This is a genomic window from Bilifractor sp. LCP21S3_F8, assembly GCF_052117805.1.
GTDB lineage: Bacteria > Bacillota > Clostridia > Lachnospirales > Lachnospiraceae > Bilifractor.
Window position 1 is genome coordinate 14,213 of record NZ_JBQKIK010000030.1, and the last position, 23,154, is coordinate 37,366.

Annotated in this window: 18 protein-coding genes; 14 read left to right on the plus strand and 4 right to left on the minus strand. The window is 49.1% G+C overall.

The features are described 5' to 3' along the window. The 3 genes from ACTQ3A_RS11925 to ACTQ3A_RS11935 are packed head-to-tail and all read right to left on the minus strand — an operon-like array spanning position 1 to position 2,458. On the minus strand, positions 1–666 hold the full coding sequence (locus ACTQ3A_RS11925) for a hypothetical protein (RefSeq protein WP_441495066.1): 666 nt from the start codon (positions 664–666) through the stop codon (positions 1–3). Continuing rightward, a complete protein-coding gene (locus ACTQ3A_RS11930) occupies positions 663–1,376 on the minus strand; it encodes a YesL family protein (protein ID WP_441495067.1) in 714 nt (237 codons plus the stop codon). Before ACTQ3A_RS11930 ends, ACTQ3A_RS11925 begins: the two co-directional genes overlap by 4 nt. Beyond that, complete coding sequence (locus ACTQ3A_RS11935; RefSeq protein ID WP_441495068.1) at positions 1,373–2,458, minus strand: LacI family DNA-binding transcriptional regulator; 1,086 nt, start codon at positions 2,456–2,458, stop codon at positions 1,373–1,375. Before ACTQ3A_RS11935 ends, ACTQ3A_RS11930 begins: the two co-directional genes overlap by 4 nt. 879 nt (positions 2,459–3,337) lie before the next feature. Between ACTQ3A_RS11935 and ACTQ3A_RS11940 the strand changes: the two genes are divergently transcribed. The 14 genes from ACTQ3A_RS11940 to ACTQ3A_RS12005 all read left to right on the plus strand — a co-directional run bounded on the left by ACTQ3A_RS11940 (position 3,338) and on the right by ACTQ3A_RS12005 (position 21,775). Beyond that, positions 3,338–4,252 carry an ABC transporter permease gene (locus tag ACTQ3A_RS11940; protein WP_441474685.1) on the plus strand — a complete coding sequence of 305 codons (915 nt, stop codon included), beginning with the start codon at positions 3,338–3,340 and terminating at the stop codon, positions 4,250–4,252. Between the two features lie 13 nt (positions 4,253–4,265). After that, on the plus strand, positions 4,266–5,183 hold the full coding sequence (locus ACTQ3A_RS11945) for a carbohydrate ABC transporter permease (protein WP_441099625.1): 918 nt from the start codon (positions 4,266–4,268) through the stop codon (positions 5,181–5,183). A 43-nt stretch (positions 5,184–5,226) separates the two neighbouring features. Beyond that, positions 5,227–6,900: an extracellular solute-binding protein gene (locus tag ACTQ3A_RS11950; protein WP_441495069.1), complete on the plus strand. Its 1,674-nt coding sequence runs from the start codon at positions 5,227–5,229 to the stop codon at positions 6,898–6,900. A gap of 131 nt (positions 6,901–7,031) precedes the next feature. Continuing rightward, positions 7,032–8,528: a glycoside hydrolase family 32 protein gene (locus tag ACTQ3A_RS11955; protein ID WP_441495070.1), complete on the plus strand. Its 1,497-nt coding sequence runs from the start codon at positions 7,032–7,034 to the stop codon at positions 8,526–8,528. A 117-nt stretch (positions 8,529–8,645) separates the two neighbouring features. Further along, on the plus strand, positions 8,646–9,041 hold the full coding sequence (locus tag ACTQ3A_RS11960; RefSeq protein ID WP_441495071.1) for a flavodoxin family protein: 396 nt from the start codon (positions 8,646–8,648) through the stop codon (positions 9,039–9,041). Positions 9,042–9,264: 223 nt separating this feature from the next. Then, positions 9,265–9,978 (plus strand): Crp/Fnr family transcriptional regulator, encoded by a 714-nt coding sequence (locus ACTQ3A_RS11965; RefSeq protein WP_441495072.1) that lies wholly within the window; start codon positions 9,265–9,267, stop codon positions 9,976–9,978. A 222-nt stretch (positions 9,979–10,200) separates the two neighbouring features. Next, positions 10,201–10,962: a pyruvate formate-lyase-activating protein gene (gene pflA, locus ACTQ3A_RS11970; protein WP_441495073.1), complete on the plus strand. Its 762-nt coding sequence runs from the start codon at positions 10,201–10,203 to the stop codon at positions 10,960–10,962. 84 nt (positions 10,963–11,046) lie between these two features. Then, entirely contained in the window at positions 11,047–13,311 is a 2,265-nt protein-coding gene (pflB, locus tag ACTQ3A_RS11975) for a formate C-acetyltransferase (protein WP_441099501.1), read from the plus strand. Positions 13,312–13,898: 587 nt separating this feature from the next. After that, complete coding sequence (locus ACTQ3A_RS11980; protein ID WP_441495074.1) at positions 13,899–14,075, plus strand: hypothetical protein; 177 nt, start codon at positions 13,899–13,901, stop codon at positions 14,073–14,075. A 6-nt stretch (positions 14,076–14,081) separates the two neighbouring features. Then, a complete protein-coding gene (locus tag ACTQ3A_RS11985) occupies positions 14,082–15,785 on the plus strand; it encodes a diguanylate cyclase (RefSeq protein ID WP_441099503.1) in 1,704 nt (567 codons plus the stop codon). Between the two features lie 733 nt (positions 15,786–16,518). Further along, complete coding sequence (araA, locus tag ACTQ3A_RS11990; RefSeq protein WP_441099504.1) at positions 16,519–17,955, plus strand: L-arabinose isomerase; 1,437 nt, start codon at positions 16,519–16,521, stop codon at positions 17,953–17,955. A gap of 150 nt (positions 17,956–18,105) precedes the next feature. Continuing rightward, entirely contained in the window at positions 18,106–19,200 is a 1,095-nt protein-coding gene (locus ACTQ3A_RS11995; protein ID WP_441495075.1) for a GntR family transcriptional regulator, read from the plus strand. A 160-nt stretch (positions 19,201–19,360) separates the two neighbouring features. Next, positions 19,361–20,062, plus strand: coding sequence for an L-ribulose-5-phosphate 4-epimerase (locus tag ACTQ3A_RS12000; RefSeq protein ID WP_441099506.1), 702 nt, complete (start codon positions 19,361–19,363; stop codon positions 20,060–20,062). A 111-nt stretch (positions 20,063–20,173) separates the two neighbouring features. Next, positions 20,174–21,775, plus strand: coding sequence for a xylulokinase (locus ACTQ3A_RS12005; protein WP_441495076.1), 1,602 nt, complete (start codon positions 20,174–20,176; stop codon positions 21,773–21,775). A 223-nt stretch (positions 21,776–21,998) separates the two neighbouring features. Here the strand turns inward: ACTQ3A_RS12005 and ACTQ3A_RS12010 are convergent, their stop codons facing one another. Further along, positions 21,999–22,979 (minus strand): SDR family NAD(P)-dependent oxidoreductase, encoded by a 981-nt coding sequence (locus tag ACTQ3A_RS12010; RefSeq protein WP_441495077.1) that lies wholly within the window; start codon positions 22,977–22,979, stop codon positions 21,999–22,001. Positions 22,980–23,154 lie beyond the last annotated feature (175 nt).

The following is a 23,154-nucleotide window of genomic DNA, read 5'->3' on the forward strand; positions in this document are numbered from 1 at the left end:
TTATTGCTGAAGCATTTCCAGATATTTTTCTGCTGATTCCGGCCGCTGCGTATTTCTTATGATCCCGGCGTATACAGGTGCGGAAAAGCCTGCCTTCCGGTACAGAGAAGTGCCTTCCAGTGAGACGCACGCAGACATATAATCCTGGCGCTGAAAAATATCACGGGTGTGCTGATCCATGATGACGACATCCAGCTTTTTATCTGTGATCATGGCCAGGAGCTTCATCTGGGATGCGTAGGAGTATTCATAAGATACTCCGCCATCCGTTCCGGAAGCTGTGTAAGACGCTCCGCCATCCGTGCCGGAAGCTGTGTAAGACACTTCGCTATCCGTGACGGAACCTGTGCCTCCGTCCTGCGTGCTGTCCTCCGGATCGGCAGCGATCAGAAGATTACGTTCATACTTTACCGTTCCGCCGGAAAAATCCTCCGGTTCCATCTGCAGGAACTGATCGGTGAGCGAGTCGAGGATGCTGTCGGCTGCCTGAACATTCACAAGCGCGACGGAGAGCACGATTTTCTTCCTGGTAAGGGCTGACGAAAGTGAATAGATCAGAATTCCTCCCGCGATGATCAGGAGGATAAAAAACCATTTGTAATAATCCCAGAGGTAAGTGATTCTCTGTCTGCGATCCATACCGCGCAATGTTTCTCTGAGTTTCATTTTTCCTCCCGGTGAAAAATATTATCCTGATGTGTATGGTCGGCGTCCCCGGATCTGTTTCCGGGGGCGTTTTCTGTATCTTCGCTGTCTGGGGCCCCTTCCGGATTTTCGAGCTTTCGGAATACCGGTTTCAGAAGATAAGAACAAAGAAAGGCGGCAAAGCCCTCGCCGAGAAAGATGACCGGTGTAAAATAACGGATGGCGATAAAGTAAATCGCAAAATGAATGGCAGCCATTACGATCGTGCAGACGGGATAGCGGATTCCGATCATAAACGCGTTCTTCAGGGTGCCCTTCCAGGAATTGTCATAGCGCGAAAGGAGCGGAAACGCGTACAGAACGATAATCGCGAACACAATCAGAAATACAATATACAGACCGAAGCCGATCATGAAGAGAGGAGAGCTTATCGCGCGCTGGCGATAGAAACGGCCGGAGAAGAAGAACGCGATCGCAATCGGAATGATCAGACAGGACAATTTGGTTCCCTCACGAAAATTCTGGCGGAATGAGTGAAAGAAATCCTGCAGCAGAGAGATTCCGGAGTCGTTAGCAAGCTTAAGCGTGCAGTAGTAGAGCGCGCTGGTAGAGGCTCCAAGCGTGAAGAGCGGCAGACTGCACAGAATCCATAACAGGTTCAGAAGTATGCAGTCAAGCAGCTTGCCGAGAAAATTCATGACCGGGTTATATGGATTGATGAAATGATTCATTTGTGATCCTCCTGTCTTCCCTCTGTTGATTCTCTGAGTATCAGATTGGTCTCGCAGGCACAGGTGCGGTAATTCAGTGCCGGGTTCTGGATCCGGGACAGAATCAGGTCAGTGGCGGAAAATCCCATGATCTGACTGTGTATATGCACGGTCGAAAGCTTCGGCGTCACCAGAAGGGACTCTGCGGAGTCGTCGAAGCCAAGGATCATGACATCCTCCGGGACGCTGAGATCCAGATGATTCAGCGCGTGCATCAGATCAATTGCCACAAAGTCATTGGCGCAGATAAAAACGCGCGGTATTTTCCGGAATTCCTTCAGCTTGCTGTAGAAGTAACCTTCCGCAGGACTCATTCCCGCGGAAGCGGAGGCGGGATCCGGCTTCTCTGTGATGCACCATTCTTCATGGATCGGAAGGGAACACAGGTACATGCTGTTGCGGTATGCCATGAATCGTTCGAAAAAAGAACGGCAATGCATGGCTTCTCCCGCAAATCCTATGTCACGGATTCCGCGCGACTTCATCAGGTGAATGAACTGACAGATGCCTTCATCATTATTCATAGTAAGAATGTCGGCGGGAAGGGGATCTGCGCCGGGGTCGGCAGGGGCGTCTACGAAAAGAACCGGGACACCGGACTGGCAGATAAATCTCGCGTAGGATGGGTCAAAGACTTCAATACATATAATTGCCGCGCAGTTTTCAAGGCGCAGAGAGGCGGGCAGCCTCTGGGCTGCAATATCTTCTGCTCTGGCGAAATGCATAGTCATGGAGTATCCGCGCTTGGATATTTCCATCTGAAATTTATCGAGCATCATCGCGGAGAAGTGAGAGCCGTTTAAAAACCAGGTGGTGATCAGCGCAATTTCATTTTTCGCGGGAGCGGGTGGAGTAAGACTGTTCTGTACCGTGTCGAGATCAAGGTAGGAAAACTGCTTATATCCCATTTCAATTGCCCGTGCGAGAATCTTCTGACGGGTGCTGTCCGCGAGGACTCCGGTGTTATTGATTGCTTTTGAAACGGTATTCCTTGATAATCCAAGTGAATCCGCAATGTCCTGAATCGTGACTCTGTTATCCATATATTATCAACCTCTTTTACTCGTCTATTGAGCCTCCGGTCAATGGGAGGGGTAATTCATCTGCAGCGCTGTTCCCGATTTCTGGCTTTCTATCGTTATCTTCTCTGTTAGTTAAGCTCTCTGTTCATTATGTTCTTTGTTGATTACGTTTTCTGTTCATTATGTTCTTAGTTGATTATGTTCTCTGTTAGTTAAGCTCTCTTTTAGCTGTGTTCTCTGTCAGCTGCGTTCAATGTTTCTGTTATAGTACGTGCACTGTTGCCGTCTTTCTACAATATAATATAATGCCCTTATTATAATTTGTCAAATGTAAAAATTTATATGTTACATAATGCCCTGTTAAAATTGTCGGAGAAAAGATTTGAACCACTTGACTTTCTACATTGAAAAACGGAAGGACTTCTCCGGCGGGTAGCCTGACATATCGGGCAATTCTGAGAATATAGCCTGATTTTTGTGATCTGTATCCTGATTTTGTGCGTCCTTCCGGGCCCTGAGACATTCGTTCGGAAAAGTTCACAGTTTTGGTTGCCCATTCTTGTATAAGTTTTACAAAAACCTCATTTTAGGGCGTAAAAGTAGTGCAAATGCACATTTTACAATTGACAAATGACCACCAGGGAATTATATTGAACAACGAAGACAGAGCGATAAAACAATATAGAGTGACCGGGCAACAGAACAACCAGTCGACAGAACAACCAGTCGACAGAGCAACCGGTCGACAGAGCAACCAGTCGACAGAGCAACCGGACAGCAGAGTGACCGGACAACAAAGTAACCGTCAACAGAGCAACCGGACAACAATATGGCGAGACAGCTGGGTGACAGATCAGTAAAGCATCTGACATGCAATGATTTATGAGGAGGTATGGAAGCATGGAGGAAAAAGCAAGAAAAAAAGGAAGAGGGCTCCTGTATTTCAGGCAGCACTGGCAGCTTTATGTAATTTTTCTCGGACCGGCGTTTCTGCTTACACTGATTTTCAAGTATGCGCCCATGGGAGGCATACTGATCGCGTTTCAGAATTTCAACCCGATCAAGGGAATCTTTGGAAGCCAGTGGGTGGGCATGAAGTATTTCAAGAGATTCCTGGAGTCTCCGGACTTCATCCGCTATCTGGTAAATACACTGAAGCTGAGTGTATACGGATTGCTCTGGGGATTCCCTATTCCGATCATCCTGGCGTTATTCCTGAATCAGATCAAACGCACGGGTATCCGGAAGAAGATTCAGACGGTTCTGTATATGCCGAACTTCGTGTCGGTCATCGTACTTTGTGGTATGGTTCGTATCCTTCTTTCTGTAACGGGACCGGTAAACGGCCTGCTCCACACCAGCATCAATTTCATGACAATACCCGAGGCGTTCCGTCCGATCTACATCATTTCCGGAATATGGCAGGGAGCCGGATGGGCTTCCATCATGTACACCGCGGCATTGTCCAACGCAAGTCAGGAGCTGCGTGAGGCAGCGGCTCTGGATGGAGCAAATATCTGGCAGCAGATTCGCGTGGTAGACTGGCCGGCAATCAAGGATATGGTTGTGATTCAGTTCATTCTTCAGGCAGGAAATATCATGAGCATCGGATTTGAGAAGGCTTATGCGCTGCAGACGGATATGAACCTGAAATCTGCGGAGATCATCGCAACCTATGTGTACAAGAAGGGACTTCTCGACGGAGACTACAGCTTCTCTACAGCAGTAGGTCTGTTTAATACGATCATTAATGTCATACTTCTGATCGCGGTCAATAAGATCGTGGAGAAGATGAATGACGGACAGGGAATATGAGGAGGAAAAAGCAATGGCGGAAATCAACGCAGCGGTCAGAAAACATCCGTTTTCCAGATACGGGAAATCTGACAAAGCCTTTATCATTATAAGCAGACTGTTTCTTGCAATTTTTGTAATTGCGATTATCGTTCCGATGATCTACATTGTGATCGCGTCCTTTATGGATCCGGTGACCCTTCAGAATCAGGGCATCACCTTCAACTTCAAGAAGTGGACGGTGACAGCGTATCAGAGGGTGCTGACCAATAAGCAGATCTGGATCGGTTTCCTGAACGCGGTCATCTATTCCGTGGCGTTCACCGTGATCTCGGTTGCGGTCACCATGCTTGCGGCATACCCGATGTCCCGGAAGGATCTGAAGGGAAGAGGATTCTTCAACGTGATCTTTGTCATCACGATGTTCTTTGGAGGCGGACTGATTCCTACCTACCTGGTAATCAGCGACCTCGGACTTCTGGACACGATCTGGGCGGTCATTCTTCCGGGTGCGTTTTCCGTATGGAACATGATCATTGCCAGAACCTATTATCAGGGCATTCCGAAGGAGCTGAGAGAAGCCTCTGCTGTGGACGGTGCCAATGAGGTGCAGTATTTCTTCCGGATTCTTCTTCCGGTCTGCAAGCCGCTGATTGCCGTCCTGGTTCTCTGGCAGTTTGTCGCCATGTGGAACAGCTATTTTGACGCAATGATTTATATCAATACGGCATCCAAGCAGCCGCTGCAGCTTGTGCTTCGCGCGATCCTGATTCAGAATCAGCCGCAGTCGGGAATGATCGCGGATATTCAGAGCACCGCGGCAAGAGCACAGCTTGGAGAACTGTTAAAATATGCAACCATTATTATTTCGTCGCTGCCGCTGATCGTCATGTATCCGTTCTTCCAGAAATATTTTGATGCGGGTATCATGGTCGGTTCGGTAAAGGGCTGATATTGAGATAGGGTTACAGCAGAATCTGCGGAAAGGCTGAGAAATGTTTAAAAAGTGGATGAAAAAAATATGTGCCGCATCGCTTGCTGCGGCCATCGCGGCGACATCGCTGACCGGCTGCGGTGAATTGTTTTTTGGATATAAAGAGGCAAGAAATAAGGCGGAAGAGCCGGCTTCCTATACCTTCCCGCTCAAGGAGAAGGAAACGATCAGCGGCATGACCAGCTATCCGAGTGCCACAGAATCGGATCCGAATAAGAGAGCGATCTTCGAGAGACTGGAGAAACAGACAAACGTACATGTAAACTGGAAGGCAATCTCATCCGATCAGTGGTCAGATAAGATCTCGCTTCAGATGAGCAATTATTCTACACTTCCGGATTTCATTTTTACCGCGGGATTTTCAGACAGTGATCTTCTTCGTTATGGAACGCAGGGCGTCATCATCCCGCTGGAGGACTATATCGACAAGTATATGCCGAACCTGAAGAAGGTCTTCGACGAATATCCGGAATACCGTTCGATGTGTACCGATGAGAATGGTCATATCTGGGCACTTCCCTGGATCGAGCAGCTCGGCGAGGGCAAGGAAGCCATTCAGACCATCGGTGATATGAGCTATATCAATAAGAAATGGCTGGACTACCTTGGACTGAAGATGCCGACGACGGTGGATGAATTCGAGGAGGTTCTGAAAGCGTTTCATGATCACTCCAAGGATCTTCAGGAACATTTCAATATTAAGGGAAGTATCATTCCCATGTCATTCATCATCAATGACGGGGATCAGGATCCGGCGATTCTGATTAACGGATTCGGAGAGGGATACGGCGATGGAGACAGAGGACGCCATATTGCAGTCACGGACGACAAGAAGGTGATCTGCTCCGCGACGCAGTCCGGTTACCGCAAGGGAATCGAATGGCTGCATAAGCTTTATAAGGAGGGCCTGATCGATCCGGAGTGCTTCACGCAGGAATGGTCCACTTATGTGTCCAAGGGAAAATCCGGAAGATACGGGGTATGCTTCTCCTGGGATATCGCCAACATTGATAATCTGCAGGACTGGGAGCCACTGCCGGCTCTGACCGCGGACACCAGAAACATCACGCCGCAGAACGGCTCGTACACAAGTGGATTTGACCGCGGAAGATGTGTGGTTACCGCTCTGGCGAAGAAGCCTGCTCTTGTCTGCAGCTGGCTGGATCAGATGTATGCGCCGATGCAGTCTCCGCAGAACAACTGGGGAACCTACGGCAAGAAGGGTGAGTTCCACATTTTTGAGATGTCGAAGAATGCAGACGGACAGCCGATGCTGAAGCACATGGATCTCGGCGATCATTCTCCGGTAGAGGTCAGAGAGGCAGAATGTGTCGGCGGACCGCTTGCGGTGCTGAATGATTACTATGGCAAGTATGTAACCTGCCCTGCGGACGCGCAGTACCGTCTGGACTGGATCAAGAACATCTATACACCGGATATGCACGGAAAGTACGTATACCCGAACTTGTTCATGAATCAGGAGGATACCGAGCAGCTTTCGAATCTTACAGCGGATATCACCACTGAGATCAACGCCAGAAAATCCGACTGGATCATGAACGGTGTGACTGACAGCGAGTGGAATTCGTATCTGAAGAAGCTGGATGCCTACGGTTTAAAGCAGTATCTGGGAATTTTCCAGAAATATCTGGATCGCTATGATCTGGATCAGTAAGCAGGACAGATAATGGCAGAAAACCATATCGTTATCATGGTGATGAACATCAGAAAACCATATTCTTATCATGAAAATGAAATCCGGGAATCACCGGAGAAACGAAACAGAGTATGAAAGGAAGCAGATTGATGTACAGATCAGACGAACTTCTTAAGGCAAGAATTACCGAACAGTTATATGAAAAGAAGATCCGTCCGGAGGAGAGACCGGCGTTTCATCTCACTCCAAGAGTCGGGTGGATGAATGACCCGAACGGATTTTCATGGTATCAGGGTGAATACCACATGTTTTATCAGTACAATCCTTATGATACACAGTGGGGCCCGATGCACTGGGGACATGCGGTGACAAAGGATCTGATCCGCTGGGAGAACAGACCCTGTGCGCTTGCGCCGGACACATTTCCGGACCGGGAAGCGGGATGCTTTTCAGGAGGCGCTGCAGAACTTCCGGACGGTAGGCATCTTCTGATGTATACCGGATGCCGCCGGGAGAAGCACCTCGATGGAACCATCTGTGATGTGCAGACACAGAATCTTGCCATCGGTGACGGCGTGGATTATCAGAAATATCCCGGCAATCCGGTTCTTTCCGAGCTGGATTTGCCGGAAGGCGCAAGCCGTATTGATTTTCGTGATCCGAAAATCTGGCGGGAGTCCGACGGGTCCTGGAGGTGTGTAGTCGCGAACCGGGCGGAGGATGAGACAGGGCAGCTTCTGCTCTTCACAAGCCCGGATGCGTTTCACTGGTCCTATCTGTCAAAGCTGGCAGTAAATCACGGACGGTTCGGAAGAATGTGGGAATGCCCGGATTATTTTGTGCTTGATGGCAAAAGCGTGATTCTGATGAGCCCGCAGGATATGGAGCCGGACAGCCTTGGATTCCATGCAGGCAACAATGTGCTCTGCATGATCGGCCATCTCGATGAGGAAGATGAGAACGAGTGTTTCCGGGAGGAATTTGTTCATCCGGTTGATGACGGAATCGATTTTTACGCGACCCAGACGGTGCTCTCACCGGACGGGAGGAGGATTCTCACCGGCTGGATGCAGAGCTGGGATACTGTGCCTTATCGCGTGGACAACGCGAAGTGGTTTGGCCAGGTATCTCTCCCAAGAGAACTGACGATCTGTGACGGACGTCTGATTCAGAAACCTGTCCGTGAGCTGGAACAGTACAGGACGGACAAGGTCGAGAGGCGAAATGTCGCGGTTGACGACAGCCGGGTGTTCACAGATCCAGCGCTTTCGGGAAGAATAGCGGACCTGATTTTTGAGATCCGTCCGGAGGAGGATTGCCGGGAGGTAGAAATTCGTTTCGCGGAGGACGGCAGTCATTATTGCTCTGTTACTTATCGTCCGCAGGATCAGACCCTCACAATAGACCGGTCTCATTCCGGGGTTATCCGTGATGTACTTCATGCGAGAACGGCGAAGGTATCCGCGGCAGACGGAAGTCTGAAGCTGAGGATGATTCTGGACCGGTTCAGCGCGGAAATCTTCGTGAATGATGGAGAAACGGTGATGAGCATGACGCATTACTCGGATCCGGAGGCAGAGGGGATTTCGGTTCGTGCGCGCGGAGAAGCGGCTGTGGATATCACAAGGTATCTTCTGAATATGTAATGGCCTTCCTGACCGCTGCAGAAATGGAAGCCGTCGATATTTAAGGAGCTTCTTGACAGCTGCGGAAATGGAACCTATTCTGAATTTGTTGACACTTTACGATTCAGGAGGTTGAGCATGGATATTGCAGTGAGATATTATTCAAGATCGGGCAACACAAGGGCTGCGGCGGAGGCAATCGCAAAGGCCGCAGGGACGGAGGCGGTTTCGGCAGACGCACCGGATGCGGCACTTCCAGGAACAGTGGATATCCTGTTTGTCGGCGGCGCACTCTATGCCTACGGCATTGACAGAAAGCTGACGGAATATCTGCGCAGCCTGAAGAAGGAAGAGGTCAGGAAAGCGGTTATCTTCTCCACTTCCTGGGTATCAAAGCATGCAATCGAACTCATTCGGAAGGAACTGGAGGCAAAGGGAATTCCCGTAGAGGATCGGACATTTTATTTCCGCGGCAAGCCCGGAGAAAAGCAGCTGAGAGAGGCGGAGACTTTCGCAAAGCAGTTTCTTGTCTGAGGCAGCGATGAACAGACGGCGCATGATGACTTCATGCGCCGTCCGTAATTTACGCGAACAGTGAGCCGCAGCCGAATGCGAAGTATTCGTGTGCGGCGAGCGTCGCGATAGCGAGATAAAACTCGCGCAGCGTGTATTATCTCGTTTTCCGGGCAATGGAACAGGCATAATTGACAGCCCGGCGCGCTGCATGATTGATTGTCCGGAACAGTGGAGGAATTCTATGGAAAAAGAGGGATGCAACAGAGAAAACTGTGAATTTCGGGAACGGAACAAATTCTGTATTTCCGAGGTGCGGCTGTTTCGGGGACTGCCTCCGGAAATTCAGAAAAGGCTGGTTAATCATTCGGTCCATCATACCTATCCTGCAGACGTGCGTATCGTGTCCGAGAACGACAGTATTGATTCCATCATCATCATACGCAGGGGAAAGGTGAAAATATCGAGGACGGATGTCATGGGAGAGGAACATATTCTGGATGTTCTCCATGACGGCCAGAGCGTGTGGCACGGCATCTTTTTGAAGGAGCACCGGTATAATTATGATGTGGTAGCTCTGGAAGAGGTGAAGACCTGTGAGATTCCCCGATCGGTCATTATGCGGATGATCACCGAAAATCCTCAGATATCGTTCAATATGATTGAGGTTCTTGCCAGTGATATCACTGACGCGGAGGATAAGATCTTCGTCCTTTCCATTCGTGAGCCTCGTCAGAGGGTAGCTGCTTTTCTGCTGCGAAGGGAGCGAAAATGCCTTGGAGATGTGATCAATTTGAAGCTGGATGACATTGCGTCCTCGGTCAATCTGCGGCCGGAAACGGTCAGCCGGAACATTTCGTTTCTGGAGAAGGAAGGAATGGTGAAAAGGCTGGGCCGCGGGTGTCTGAAGGTGATAGATCATAAGAAACTGCGGGAATATACCGAAAAAACAGGTTGAAAATCAGGCCCAAAAATGTGTTAAAAAAATAACTTAAATTTGATTATAATCAAGGAGTTGTCTGCCATATTCTGTTACGATCAGCTTGTCACAGGGAGCTGACAGATGGCAGATCACAGAACCGTCTGACACGGAAAGCTGAGGAACGGAGGAATACGGAGCCGTTCGTGACAGCCTCTGTGACAGGCGGTTTTTCTTTTGCGTTTTCAAAGGAGGCAGAACATGATCAGGGGAAGAATTCATTCGATAGAGACATTTGGCTCGGTAGACGGGCCCGGCGTCCGTTTCGTAATTTTTCTGCAGGGATGTGCGATGCGGTGTAAATTCTGTCACAACGCGGATACCTGGAAGCTTCAGTCCGATGATCTGAGAAGCGCGGATGAGCTGATTGATCAGGCGTTAAGATATCGTCCTTACTGGGGTGATGAAGGCGGCATCACGGTGTCCGGCGGAGAACCTCTTCTCCAGATTGACTTCGTCACGGAGCTGTTCCGGAAGGCAAAGGAAAAAGGAATTCACACGGTCATTGACACAGCGGGACAGCCATTCACGAGCGAGGGAGAATGGTTCGAAAAATTCAGAAATCTGATGCAATATACAGATCTGCTTCTTGTGGATATCAAGGAGATGGATCCGGAAAAACACCGGAAGCTGACAGGCGTCAGGAATGAGAACATTCTGTCCATGATCCGCTATCTGAATGAAATCGGGAAGCCCGTGTGGATCCGCCAGGTACTTGTCCCCGGCTGGACCGACGCGACGGAGGATCTGAAAAAGGAGCGGGAGTTCCTGAACGGACTGAGTAATGTTCAGAAGGTAGAGGTACTGCCGTATCACACGATGGGCGCCTACAAGTGGAAACTGCTCGGTATTCCGTATGCGTTGGAGGGGGTTAAGAGTCCCACGGCGCAGCAGGTGAGAGCAGCGGAAAACATTCTCGGCGCCGGTGAACATCCGCAGACTTCCGGTGAAAAGAGCGCGTAAGGCGCAGGAAGGATTTTCAGCAGCACAGTTAACAGTTGTAAAGACTGATGATAGCAGACAACAAGAAAGAAAGGAGACAGAGCTATGAGAAACGAGTGGAGAGACTTTAAGGGTAGTAAATGGACGGACGATATCGATGTCCGTGATTTCATCCAGAAGAATTACACTCCTTATGACGGCGACGAGAGCTTCCTCGAAGGACCGACAGAGGCAACCGATATTCTGTGGGGTAAGGTACAGGAGCTGCAGAAACAGGAGCGCGCAAAGGGAGGCGTGCTTGACTGTGAAACAGAGGTCGTTTCCGGACTGACCGCTTACGGCGCAGGATACATCGATGAATCCACAAAGGATCTTGAGAAAATCGTCGGACTTCAGACAGACAAACCGCTGAAGAGAGCGTTTATGCCTTACGGCGGAATCAAGATGGCTGAAGAGGCTGCCGAGACGTACGGATATCATATCAATGACAAGTTCCATAAGATCTTTACAGAATATCACAAGACCCATAACCAGGCCGTTTTTGACGCTTATACTCCTGAGATGCGGAAGGCAAGACATTCCCATATTGTAACGGGTCTTCCGGACACATACGGCAGAGGCCGAATCGTCGGTGATTACCGGAGAGTTGCTCTCTACGGAATCGATCATCTGATCGCGAAGAAACAGGAAGATTTCGCGAACTGCGGAGACGGAACGATGACCGATGATGTCATCCGTCTGAGAGAGGAAATCAGTGAGCAGATCCGTGCGCTCAAGGGCATGAAAAAGATGGCGGAGGCATATGGATACGATATTTCCGCACCGGCAAAGAATGCGAAGGAGGCGGTTCAGTGGCTGTATTTCGGTTACCTTGCCGCAATCAAGACGCAGAACGGAGCGGCAATGTCTGTCGGAAGAATCTCAACCTTCCTGGACATCTACATTGAGCGTGATCTGAAAGAGGGAACTCTCACGGAGAAAGAGGCGCAGGAGCTGATCGATCATCTGACCATGAAGTTCCGCATGGTAAAATTTGCGCGTATTCCAAGCTACAATGAGCTGTTTTCCGGGGATCCCGTCTGGGCAACACTTGAGGTCGCGGGAATCGGCATGGACGGCCGTTCCATGGTCACAAAAAATGACTATCGTTTCCTTCACACCCTGGAGAACATGGGACCGTCTCCGGAGCCGAATCTGACGGTGCTTTACAGCTCCGCACTTCCGGAGAGCTTCAAGAAATACGCGGCTTCCATTTCAATCCGGACTTCATCCATTCAGTACGAGAACGATGATGTGATGAAACCGGTCTGGGGAGACGACTACAGCATCTGCTGCTGCGTCAGCGCGACACAGACCGGAAAGGAAATGCAGTTCTTCGGCGCGAGAGCAAACCTCGCGAAGTGCCTCCTGTACGCAATCAATGGAGGAAAGGATGAAAAATTCCTGGACAAGCAGGGAAATCACATGCAGGTAGGGCCGGAGTACGCGCCGATCACCTCTGAATATCTCGACTACGACGAGGTTCTTCACAAATTCGATATCATGATGGACTGGCTTGCAGATCTTTATGTGAATATCCTGAATCTGATTCAGTATATGCATGATAAATATTATTATGAATCGGCAGAGATGGCATTGATCGATACTGATGTCCGCAGAACCTTTGCGACCGGAATCGCAGGATTCTCACATGTCGTCGATTCCCTGAGCGCGATCAAATACGCAAAGGTAAAAACCGTCCGCGACGAGTCCGGACTTGTGATCGATTATGAGATCGAAGGAGATTTCCCGCGCTACGGAAATGATGACAGCAGAGCCGACGATATCGCCGTATGGCTGCTCAAGACCTTTATGAAGAAGATCAGAAAGCATCACACCTACCGGAATTCTGAGCCGACTACTTCGATCCTCACCATCACATCCAATGTGGTATACGGAAAGGCAACCGGAGCACTTCCGGATGGAAGAGAAGCTTACAAGCCGTTTGCTCCCGGAGCAAATCCGGCCTATGGAGCGGAACAGAGCGGTCTTCTGGCGTCTCTGAATTCTGTGGCAAAGCTTCCGTATGAGTATGCCCTTGACGGCATTTCAAATACGCAGACTATCAATCCAGGAGCACTCGGCCATGATGATAATTCAAGAAAAGAGAATCTGGTCCGGGTACTTGACGGATACTTCGATCAGGGCGCGCATCATCTCAATGTCAATGTCTTTGGTCTGGAGAAGCTTAAGGACGCGATGGAGCATCCGGAGAAGCCGGAATACGCAAACTTCACAATCCGTGTCAGCGGTTATGCGGTAAAGTTCATCGACCTTACGAGAGAACAGCAGCTGGATGTCATCTCCAGATGCATTCACGAGAAAATGTAAAATCGGAAATAAATTTTTCAATCAAAGGAATGCATTCCAGCCATTTCGACAGAAATATATATCTTAGAATGCAGGTCATTTGACAGAAATATATATCTTAGAATGCAGGTCATTTTGACAGAAATATATATATTTCGTTAAAGAACAGAGATATAAAGAGTTATTTTCAAATACAAAGACATCCTCAGGTTCTTCCCTGACTGGTAATGTTGATCCATTACATTTTCAAAATCGTAAAAACGGGGGTTGTTGCAAGATTATGCGACAACCCCTGTTTTTTACGCGAACAGTGAGCCGCAGCCGAATGCGAAGTATTCGTGTGCGGCGAGCGTCGCGATAGCGAGATAAAACTCGCGCAGCGTGTTTTATCTCGTTGTGTGCGCTGCGGTGTGTAAAATGTGAAAAGCAAGCCAGTGCATCCATCCCGCTTTCCTCCACTGTCTCTATGTGCGCTGCGGTGTGTAAAATGTGAAAGCTGAAGATTTTAGGGCTTTATCATTTGTGGCTTATTGAAGATTCCGGGACTGAAATATTTTTGGCTGAAAAATTCACGAGTCTGTTGTATAATTGAAAAGCGCTTTGTCTGTTTGAAAAAACAAAGATTCAAACGGAATCCGGAGAAAAATGTCAACACCATAGACCGTGAAAATGGTCATCTGATTATGAAGCGTGACGGGGAGAATCGGTTATACGATTGCATATATGCGTGTTTCTATAGGGAAATCGTGGCAGAGAAGGCTGCGATCGATTATCTGCACTGGTGATTTATCATGAAGAAGAATTCATATCACTCGGGGAAGAGTAATTTTGCTCTGAGAATCAATCTGATTATGTTTATGCTCGTTGCAGTTGAGCTTATCGTGATTTTCACGGTCAGCACCAGACTGCTTTTGAGCAAGAATTCAGAGGTTATTTCCAATATCATGCTTGCTTCGGATGAGAAAGTGCTGAAGAATTCGGTCGATAACCTTATCCGGGATATTGAAAATACCAAAGAACTTCTGAAAAAAGAAGGAAAGTCAGATTCAGAGATAAAGAACGTGATCCGGGAGCGATTATATGCGAAAGTACATTTAAATGAATATGAAAACGGAAGATATATATGGGTCAATGAGATCATTGATTACAACGGCGGTGACGGATATGCGATTCGTCTGATGCATCCGAATCTTCCGGATACCGAGGGAGAAAAGCTTTCGACGAATACCACAGACGAACATGGCAATAAGCCTTACCAGGAGGAACTTGATCTGGTGAACCGATCCGGAAGTGGATTTTACCGGTATTTTTTTAAAGAACTGCACAGCGACAAGGTGACCGAGAAGATGTCTTACTGTCGATTGTACAGGGAATATAACTGGGTCATCTGTGAAGGCGAAAATCTTTCCAGTATCCGGGAATACGAAACAATTCAGCGAAGGTATCTCCTGCCCTATGTGTTTCGTACAAATTTAATCATGATGATTGTCGCGCTGATTGTCACGATGATAACGGTGGGTTTATTCAGCAGAAAATATAATTCCATACTTGTTGAAAAGAACCGGGAACTCGGGATGCTTGTATACCGCGATCATCTGACGGGTCTGTACAACCGGGGCGGTCTGATTGCACATCTGGATGATTACTGCAGTTCGTATGACAGGAATGAGATGACAGGTGTGTTTATCGATCTGGATGATTTTAAGCTGATTAATGATCTGTACGGTCATGCGGCAGGTGATGCTGCTTTGCGTGATCTGGCGGAATACCTCGTTTTTGCTTTTCCGGGATGTCTGATCGGAAGAACCGGAGGAGATGAGTTCTGCGTGATTATTCGAAATAAGTCTCCGGAGGACTGTGCGAAGATCATTCTGGATGCACTCACAGAGGATAGAAAATTCGAATTTGACGGGAAGATGATTCGCTACACAATTTCCGGCGGATATGCTGATTTTCCGTCACAGGCTTCAGATCGTGAAACGCTGATGAAGCAGATGGACAGTGCGCTCTACGCTGCGAAAACCGCAGGAAAACATACAGTCTTGCATTTCAAATCGGATATGATGAATATCAGCCGGGATTACATGGGATTTAATGTCAGAAGCATGGTTACAGGGCTCCCGGGGGCTGTTCTCATCTATCAGGTTGAAGGAGATGAGCGGATTCTATTTGCAAATGATGATCTTGTCCGGCTGTTCGAATGCAAAAATCACAGAGAATTTCTGGAATACACACACTCCAGTTTCCGTCACATTGTTCATCCGGATGATTATATAAAAGTGGAACAGTCCATACGAGATCAGATTCTGCACGAGAAAAACTTGTCGGATCCGCTGAAATCAACGTTTGATGACTATGTGGAATATCGGATCCTGACAAAGAACGGAAATGTCCGAAATGTAATCGACATAGGAAGAATGGTCCATGATGAGCATTTCGGCGACATTTTTTATGTATTCATTCAGGATAAAGAAAAATTGAAAAAACATGAATGATAAACTGCGTGATTCATCGAAGGGACGGTGCCGAATCGTCTGGCAATTGGAGGAGGGCATGCAGTGAAACGGGGCTGCTCCCGCGGGTCGGATATATATTCTCTGATCTGCGGGAGCAGCCCCGTTATTTACGCGAACAGTGAGCCGCAGCCGAATGCGAAGTATTCGTGTGCGGCGAGCGTCGCGATAGCGAGATAAAACTCGCGCAGCGTGTTTTATCTCGTTCTGTGGCGAAAAATACGCAGGACAATGCTATGCGGGAGAAAAATTTAAAGTAAAAGTGTGTGGAACAGAAGAACCTGTAATGTCCATCAGACAAAGAGCAGAATTCCGGTGGCGGTGTGTGCGCTGACATTAGACCTGAGATATACAAGGTGTACAACTTAATGCTTCAGAGAAGAAAATTTCCCAAAAATTAAACGTACATATTAGTAAAGACAACGAAGATATACCATACATATTGACAGTAAAATACATGAATGGTACATTAACAATTACAAGGTAATTTGTATATATTAACAAGGTGCTGCAAGATGTAAAGATAATTCAGGACTGCAGATGCTTGGAATGTCCACACAGACGATGCAGATGATTGAGAGTGTTATCTTCCTGGTGTTTGTACTGATCTTTGCGGACAGACAATCCATTCAGGTTATTAAATAACTCCCATACGATACATCGTGCCACATACTGTAAAAGCGCATATTAACTGATTTATTTAGGAGAAAATAAAATGGAAAAATTATATTTCATTGTTGGCAGCCAGGATCTCTACGGTGAGGAGTGCCTTCGCCAGGTCGCTGCGGATGCCGGAGAAATGACAGCGTTTCTGAACAGCCAATTATCGGACACAATCCGCATCGAGCTTCTGCCGACAGTCATCACCTCGGAAACCTGCGTGAAGGATATTCGTAAAGTAATGGATGATGATGACTGTGCCGGCGTGATCACATGGATGCATACGTTTTCACCGGCCAAGATGTGGATCAAGGGCCTTCAGGAACTGAGAAAGCCTCTGCTTCATCTGCATACACAGGCAAACGAGAGACTTCCCTACGACGCAATTGATATGGACTTTATGAATCTGAATCAGTCTGCGCATGGAGACAGAGAATTTGGATATATCCTTGCAAGACTGCACATCCCGCATGAGGTTGTTGTGGGATATTACAGACACGAGGATGTGCTGGACGGAATCCGGCGCTTCGCTCAGGTAGCGAAGGCGGTGAGATTTTCTCACAACCTGCGCGTCGCAACGTTCGGCAACAACATGCGTGATGTCGCGGTGACCGATGGCAACCGTCTCGAGGCAGAGATCCGGTATGGATGGGAGATCAAGTACTGGGGAATCGGAGAAATTGCGGACCGCTCTGTGAAAGTGACGGATGATGAGATCAACGCAAAGATGGAGGAATACAGCGAGAAGTACACCATGGCGACTGATAATCTCGATGCGGTTCGTGAGCAGGCACGATACGAGGTGGCTTTCGAGAAGTTCATCCGTGAGAACGGGTGCTCTGCGTTTACCGATACATTCCAGGACCTGTTCGGCCTTCGTCAGCTTCCAGGACTTGCTGCCCAGGATCTGATGGCGAAAGGCGTCGGATTCGGACCGGAGGGGGATTACAAGATCGCCGCTCTTTCTGCGGTTCTGATGAAGATGGCTGAGGGAAGAGAGGGAGCGACAGGATTCATTGAGGATTACACATATGATCTCCTGCCTGGAAAAGAACTGGAGCTTGCGTCGCATATGCTTGAGGTTCCGGCATCCTTCGCCGCGAATAAGCCGGAGATTCAGGTACATCCGCTTGGCATTGGAGGAAAGGATGATCCTGCCCGGCTGGTATTTGACGGCGTAACCGGAGATGGAATACAGGTGACCCTGGTGGATATGGGAGATCATTTCCGGATGATCTGCGCCGATGTTGAGCTTGTGAAACAGCCGGAGCAGATGCCGAAGCTCCCGGTCGCGAGAATTATGTACCGTCATAAACCGGATTTTCAGACCGGAACCGCGGCATGGTGCTATGCGGGAGGCGCACATCACAGCGTAATATCAACTGCACTTGATCGCGCGGATATTGAGATGTTCGCAAGGCTGACCGGAACCGAGCTGATCACCATCGGAGATGATACAACCCGGGAGGATCTCAGACGCTTTTCGTGTTGAACGGATGCGTTTTCCTGAAAAAAGAGAAAATTTAATTTTCATGCTGTGAATAATCTGTGCGTCGGGTGTATAATTTGTGACAGTATAATTTTCTGCGCATGAATACACAGAACAGCCGCAGCCTGACATTCAGAGAAATGAGGAAAAAGTATGACAGAGCAGCCTAAATATCAGACAGTGATCCGATGGATCAAGGAGGGAATCCGGGATGGAAGTCTCCGGTACGGTGACAAGCTGATGTCTGAAAAGGAGCTCAGTCAGAAGTTCGGTTTAAGCCGGCAGACGATCCGTCACGCGACGGGAGAGCTTGAGAAGGAACATATTCTGACCCGTGTCCAGGGAAGCGGCACCTATATCGGCGCGTCCTTCCAGCCGGTTCGCAGAGAGCGGTACATGAACATCGCCGTGCTCAGCACGTTTAATGAAAGCTATATTTTCCCGCCGATTCTGAGAGGGATCGTCTCCGTTCTGCAGAATGCCGGTTATACGACGCAGGTGGCATTCACAGACAACCGGCCGGATATTGAGAGAAGAAATCTGGAGTCGATCCTTGAAAAAAGTGATATTGACGGATTTATTGTGGAGGCTACGCAGAGCGCACTTCCGAATCCGAATCTTCCATATTATCAGGAGATTCTGAGCAGACATATTCCGATTCTGTTCTTCAATACCTTTTATCCCGATCTGAAGGTACCGTGCGTCAGAATTGATGACCGGAAGATCGCGGACCACGCGGCCGAACTTCTGATCCGGAACGGCCACAGGAAAATAGCCGGAATATTCAAGTCCGACGACGGTCAGGGACCGCTCCGTTATCAGGGGTATGTCGACGCAATTATGCGAAACAACATTCCTTTTGAGCGTTTTTCCGTAATCTGGTATGATACTTCCATGCAGCAGAACATCCACCGGCTGGAGGATTATCTGTTGTACCGGCTTTCCGGCTGTACGGCGGTTGTCTGCTATAATGATGAGGTGGCGATGGAGGTGATCAACATCCTGCTGTCGCACGGAGTGAAGGTACCGGAGGACATCTCTGTGGTCGCCATCGATGATTCCAATCTCGCGTCGATCTGTCGTGTTCCCTTTACCTCGTTTCCGCATCCGAAGGAAAAGCTCGGAATCCGCGTCGCCGAAAATCTTTTGAAAATGATTGAAAATCCGGATTTCGACGGGAATTATCTGTATGACGCTGAGCCGGTGATCCGGGAATCCGTGAAGAAGATCGAAAAATCAGAACAGTAACACAGAAGAAAAACGCAGAGCAATAACGCGGAAGAATTTTTGCAGGAGAAAAACGCAGAACAATAACGCGGAAGAATTTTGCAGTGAAAACGCAGAACAATCATGCGGGATTGCAGACGATACAAATAATAAAGAAGAATAACATACGGGAGAATTTATCATGCTGGAAGAATTAAAGAAGAAAGTCTGGGAAGCGAATCTGCTTCTGCCGGAATATCATCTGGTCACCTTTACATGGGGAAATGTCAGCGCGATTGACCGTGAGAGTGGTCTGTTTGTTATCAAGCCGAGCGGTGTGGATTATCAGAAGTTGAAGCCGGAGGATATGGTCGTAGTAAATCTGAAGGGGGAGAAGGTGGAGGGACGTTATAACCCTTCCTCTGATACGCCGACACATACCGTTTTGTATAATCGTTTTCCGGAAATCGGAGGAATTGTTCACACGCATTCTACCTGGGCGACCAGCTGGGCACAGGCAGGGCGTGGAATCCCCTGCTATGGAACAACACACGCGGATTATTTTTACGGGGACATTCCCTGCGTGAGAAACCTGACAAAAGAGGAAATCGAGGAGGCCTACGAGACCAATACCGGTGTGCTGATCGCGGATGATTTTGAGGAAAATCACAGAGATCCCGCCGCTGTGCCGGGAGTTCTCTGCAAGAATCACGGGGTATTTACCTGGGGAAAGGACGCAAAGGAAGCGGTTCACAACGCTGTTGTCGTAGAGGAAGTGGCGAAAATGGCGGCGCTTTGTGAATGCATCAATCCCAAGGTGCAGCCGGCACCGCAGGAGCTTCAGGACAAGCATTATTTCCGCAAGCACGGAGCAGGCGCGTACTACGGTCAGAAGGAGGAATGACTCCGGGATCCCCGGGGTTATATGGCAGCCCCGTAAGTTGCAGGGACTGGGTGAGAAATAGCTGTCTGAGACAGAGAAAAGAGCTGTGTGTGAAAGGAGAAGGGAGAGAATATGGGAGCAGGAGAACAAATCGCTGCCGGACAGACGGCGCTTGGCATTGAGTTCGGCTCGACGAGAATCAAGGCGGTCCTGATTGACCTTGACGGCAATGTACTCGGCACAGGTGTGTACGACTGGGAAAATAAACTGCGGGATGGTATCTGGACCTACAGCTATGAGGAAATTGACAGGGGCCTTCGGGGGTGTTATACCTCGCTGCGGGAGAATGTCAGACAGAAGTATGGCGTTGTGATCCGAAAGCTTGGTGCGCTGGGTATCAGTGCCATGATGCATGGATACATCGCGCTGGATCAGGAGGATCATACGATTGCTCCGTTCCAGACATGGCGGAATACAAATACGCAGGCGGCAGCGGATGAGATGACGGAATTGTTTGACTTCAACATTCCGCTCCGCTGGACATCAGCGCATCTGTATCAGTGTGTTCTGGATCATGAGAAACATCTGGATAAGGTGGATTTTGTCACCACACTTGCTTCTTATATGCACTATCGGCTGACGGGTCGGAAGGTGACCGGCGCAGGAGACGCGTCTGGAATCTTCCCGATGGATACCTCAAAAATGGACTATGACGCGCACATGATGGAGCTTTTTGACGGACTCCTTCAGAAGCACGGGTACTCCTTCCGCGGGGAAGAGCTGTTCCCGAAGGTCCTGTGTGCGGGAGAGGATGCCGGGACTCTGACGGCGGAGGGAGCAGCCCTTCTGGATGAGAGCGGAAATCTGGAGCCGGGCGTGCCGATGGCTCCGCCGGAAGGAGATGCGGGAACCGGGATGGTCTCCACGAATTCCGTCGCACCGGGAACCGGCAATATTTCTGCGGGGACCAGCACGTTTGCGATGATTGTGCTGGAGAAGGGACAGACGCTGAAGAAGCTTCACCGGGAAATTGACATGGTCACGACGCCGGACGGCGCGCCCTGCGCGATGTCTCACGCGAACAACGGCACAACAGACCTCAATGCCTGGGTCGGAATTTTCCATGAGTTCTGCGAACTGATGGGAATTCAGGCGGATATGGGAGAACTGTATCAGAAGCTCTACACCAATTCGCTGAAGGGAGATCCGGACTGCGGCGGACTTCTGGCATACGGCTATTACTCGGGTGAGAATGTAACCATGCTGAACGAGGGACGGCCGCTGTATGTCAGAATGCCGGACAGCCGGTTCAATCTGGCAAATCTGATGCGCGCGAATCTGTATACCTCTCTGGCTGCGGTTAAGCTCGGGATGGATATCCTGAAGGAGGAGAATGTGCACATCGACCGCATCACCGGTCATGGTGGGCTGTTTAAAACGGAAGGAGTGGCGCAGAAGTATCTGGCTGCCGCTATTCATGTGCCGGTGACGGTCATGAAGACCGCCAGCGAGGGTGGCCCATGGGGAATGGCTGTACTGGCAGCGTACCGGATCAGCGGCGCGAACGAATACGATTCACTGGGCGATTACCTGTCACAGAAGATTTTTGACGGACAGGAGGGAATTACGATCGATCCTGATCCTGCGGACGAGGCGGGATACGAGAAGTTCGCTGAACACTACCGCGCGGGAATTGCGGTGGAGAAGGCCGCTATTGATCATCTTTCCTGGTGATTTATTTTTCATAAGTAGAGAAAAACGTGTGAGAAAACAATAAAAAGAGAACTTGCGGGAAATGCCCGGTCTGAATTTCGAGAGGAATGCGGACCGGGCATTTCCCTTTTTGACTTTGAATATCATATGCTGATGTGGATCAGATATTGAAGCTCTGGTCTGAGGGAACAACCCCTTATGTCAGATACAAAGAGGAGGCTGGGAATATTCCGGTCAGACAATGTCAAAGGAAAAATGTCATGATATACGCAAGAACCTCGTCCGGTATCCATCCGGCGAAAATGCGGTCAAGCGTGCAGAGAAGACCTGGCGTGGAGAGCGCGTGGTGGTGCTGCACATCGAACAGGGAGATCCGGACCACACGGGAGGCGGTTGAAGCAAGAAAGAGGTTTTTCTGCTTACCGGCTGCTTTTGCTATAAATTCCGTATCCTTGATCCAGTAAGGGCAGACGGCAGTGACACTGATCCCTGAATTGAGAAGCTCGATCCGGAGCGCGCGGCTGTAGGAGTAGAGCAGAGACTTGGACGCGGCATAACAGTTAAAGAACGGGATCGGCTGAAAGCCGGCGACTGAACAGACCTCGAGGATCCGGCTTCCGGCATTCATATACGGGATGACGGCGGCAGTGACACTGATCGACGCCTTGTCATTTGTATCGATCATCCGGCATTCCTCCTGCCTTCCGATGTCTCTCGAGGAACCGTATTTCCCATAGCCGGCACAGTTCAGAAGCATGGAAACCGTGAAGGCAGAGGGACCTCCGGCGGATGCAGATTCCTGTTTCAGGAGTTTTTCAAGGGAGTCAATGTTTTCAGAAGCTGTCAGATCGAGGCAGAGAACCTTCACCGGAAGATGAAGCTCTGATGCCAGAGATTCAAGGCGGTCTTTGCGCCTCGCAATCAGCCAGAATTCAGTGACATCGTATTTTGAGGGATTTCTGTCAATGGTCAGAGCGTATTTTCGTCCGAGGCCGCTGGAGGCTCCGGTAATGACGGCCACTTTGCGGACAGCGGTGCTTTCCGGCATACGTGCGCCTGAGAGAAAAGATTTCTCTTCCTTTTTATATGCTGCTCTTTTATAATGATATCTGTATTTTTCAACAAGGAAGATAATCAGAGAGATCAGGAAGGCGGCTGTGACAACGTTGCCTGAGATACTGGAAAGGGTGCGCCAGATTTTCTGGATCCATGTAAAAATATTCATATAGTTCTCCGTTTATGCTATCATTACTATATGTGTCGGGTTGAAATGCTGCTGACAGGTATTTGAAATCGCATCCAGTCTCTTACACACGCTTCGCGCCAGGCGACCTGTCTGCATTTTCGGTTACAGTGAGACGTACTGTATAAGCTACGGATTGCTCCGTGCTTCGCACTCT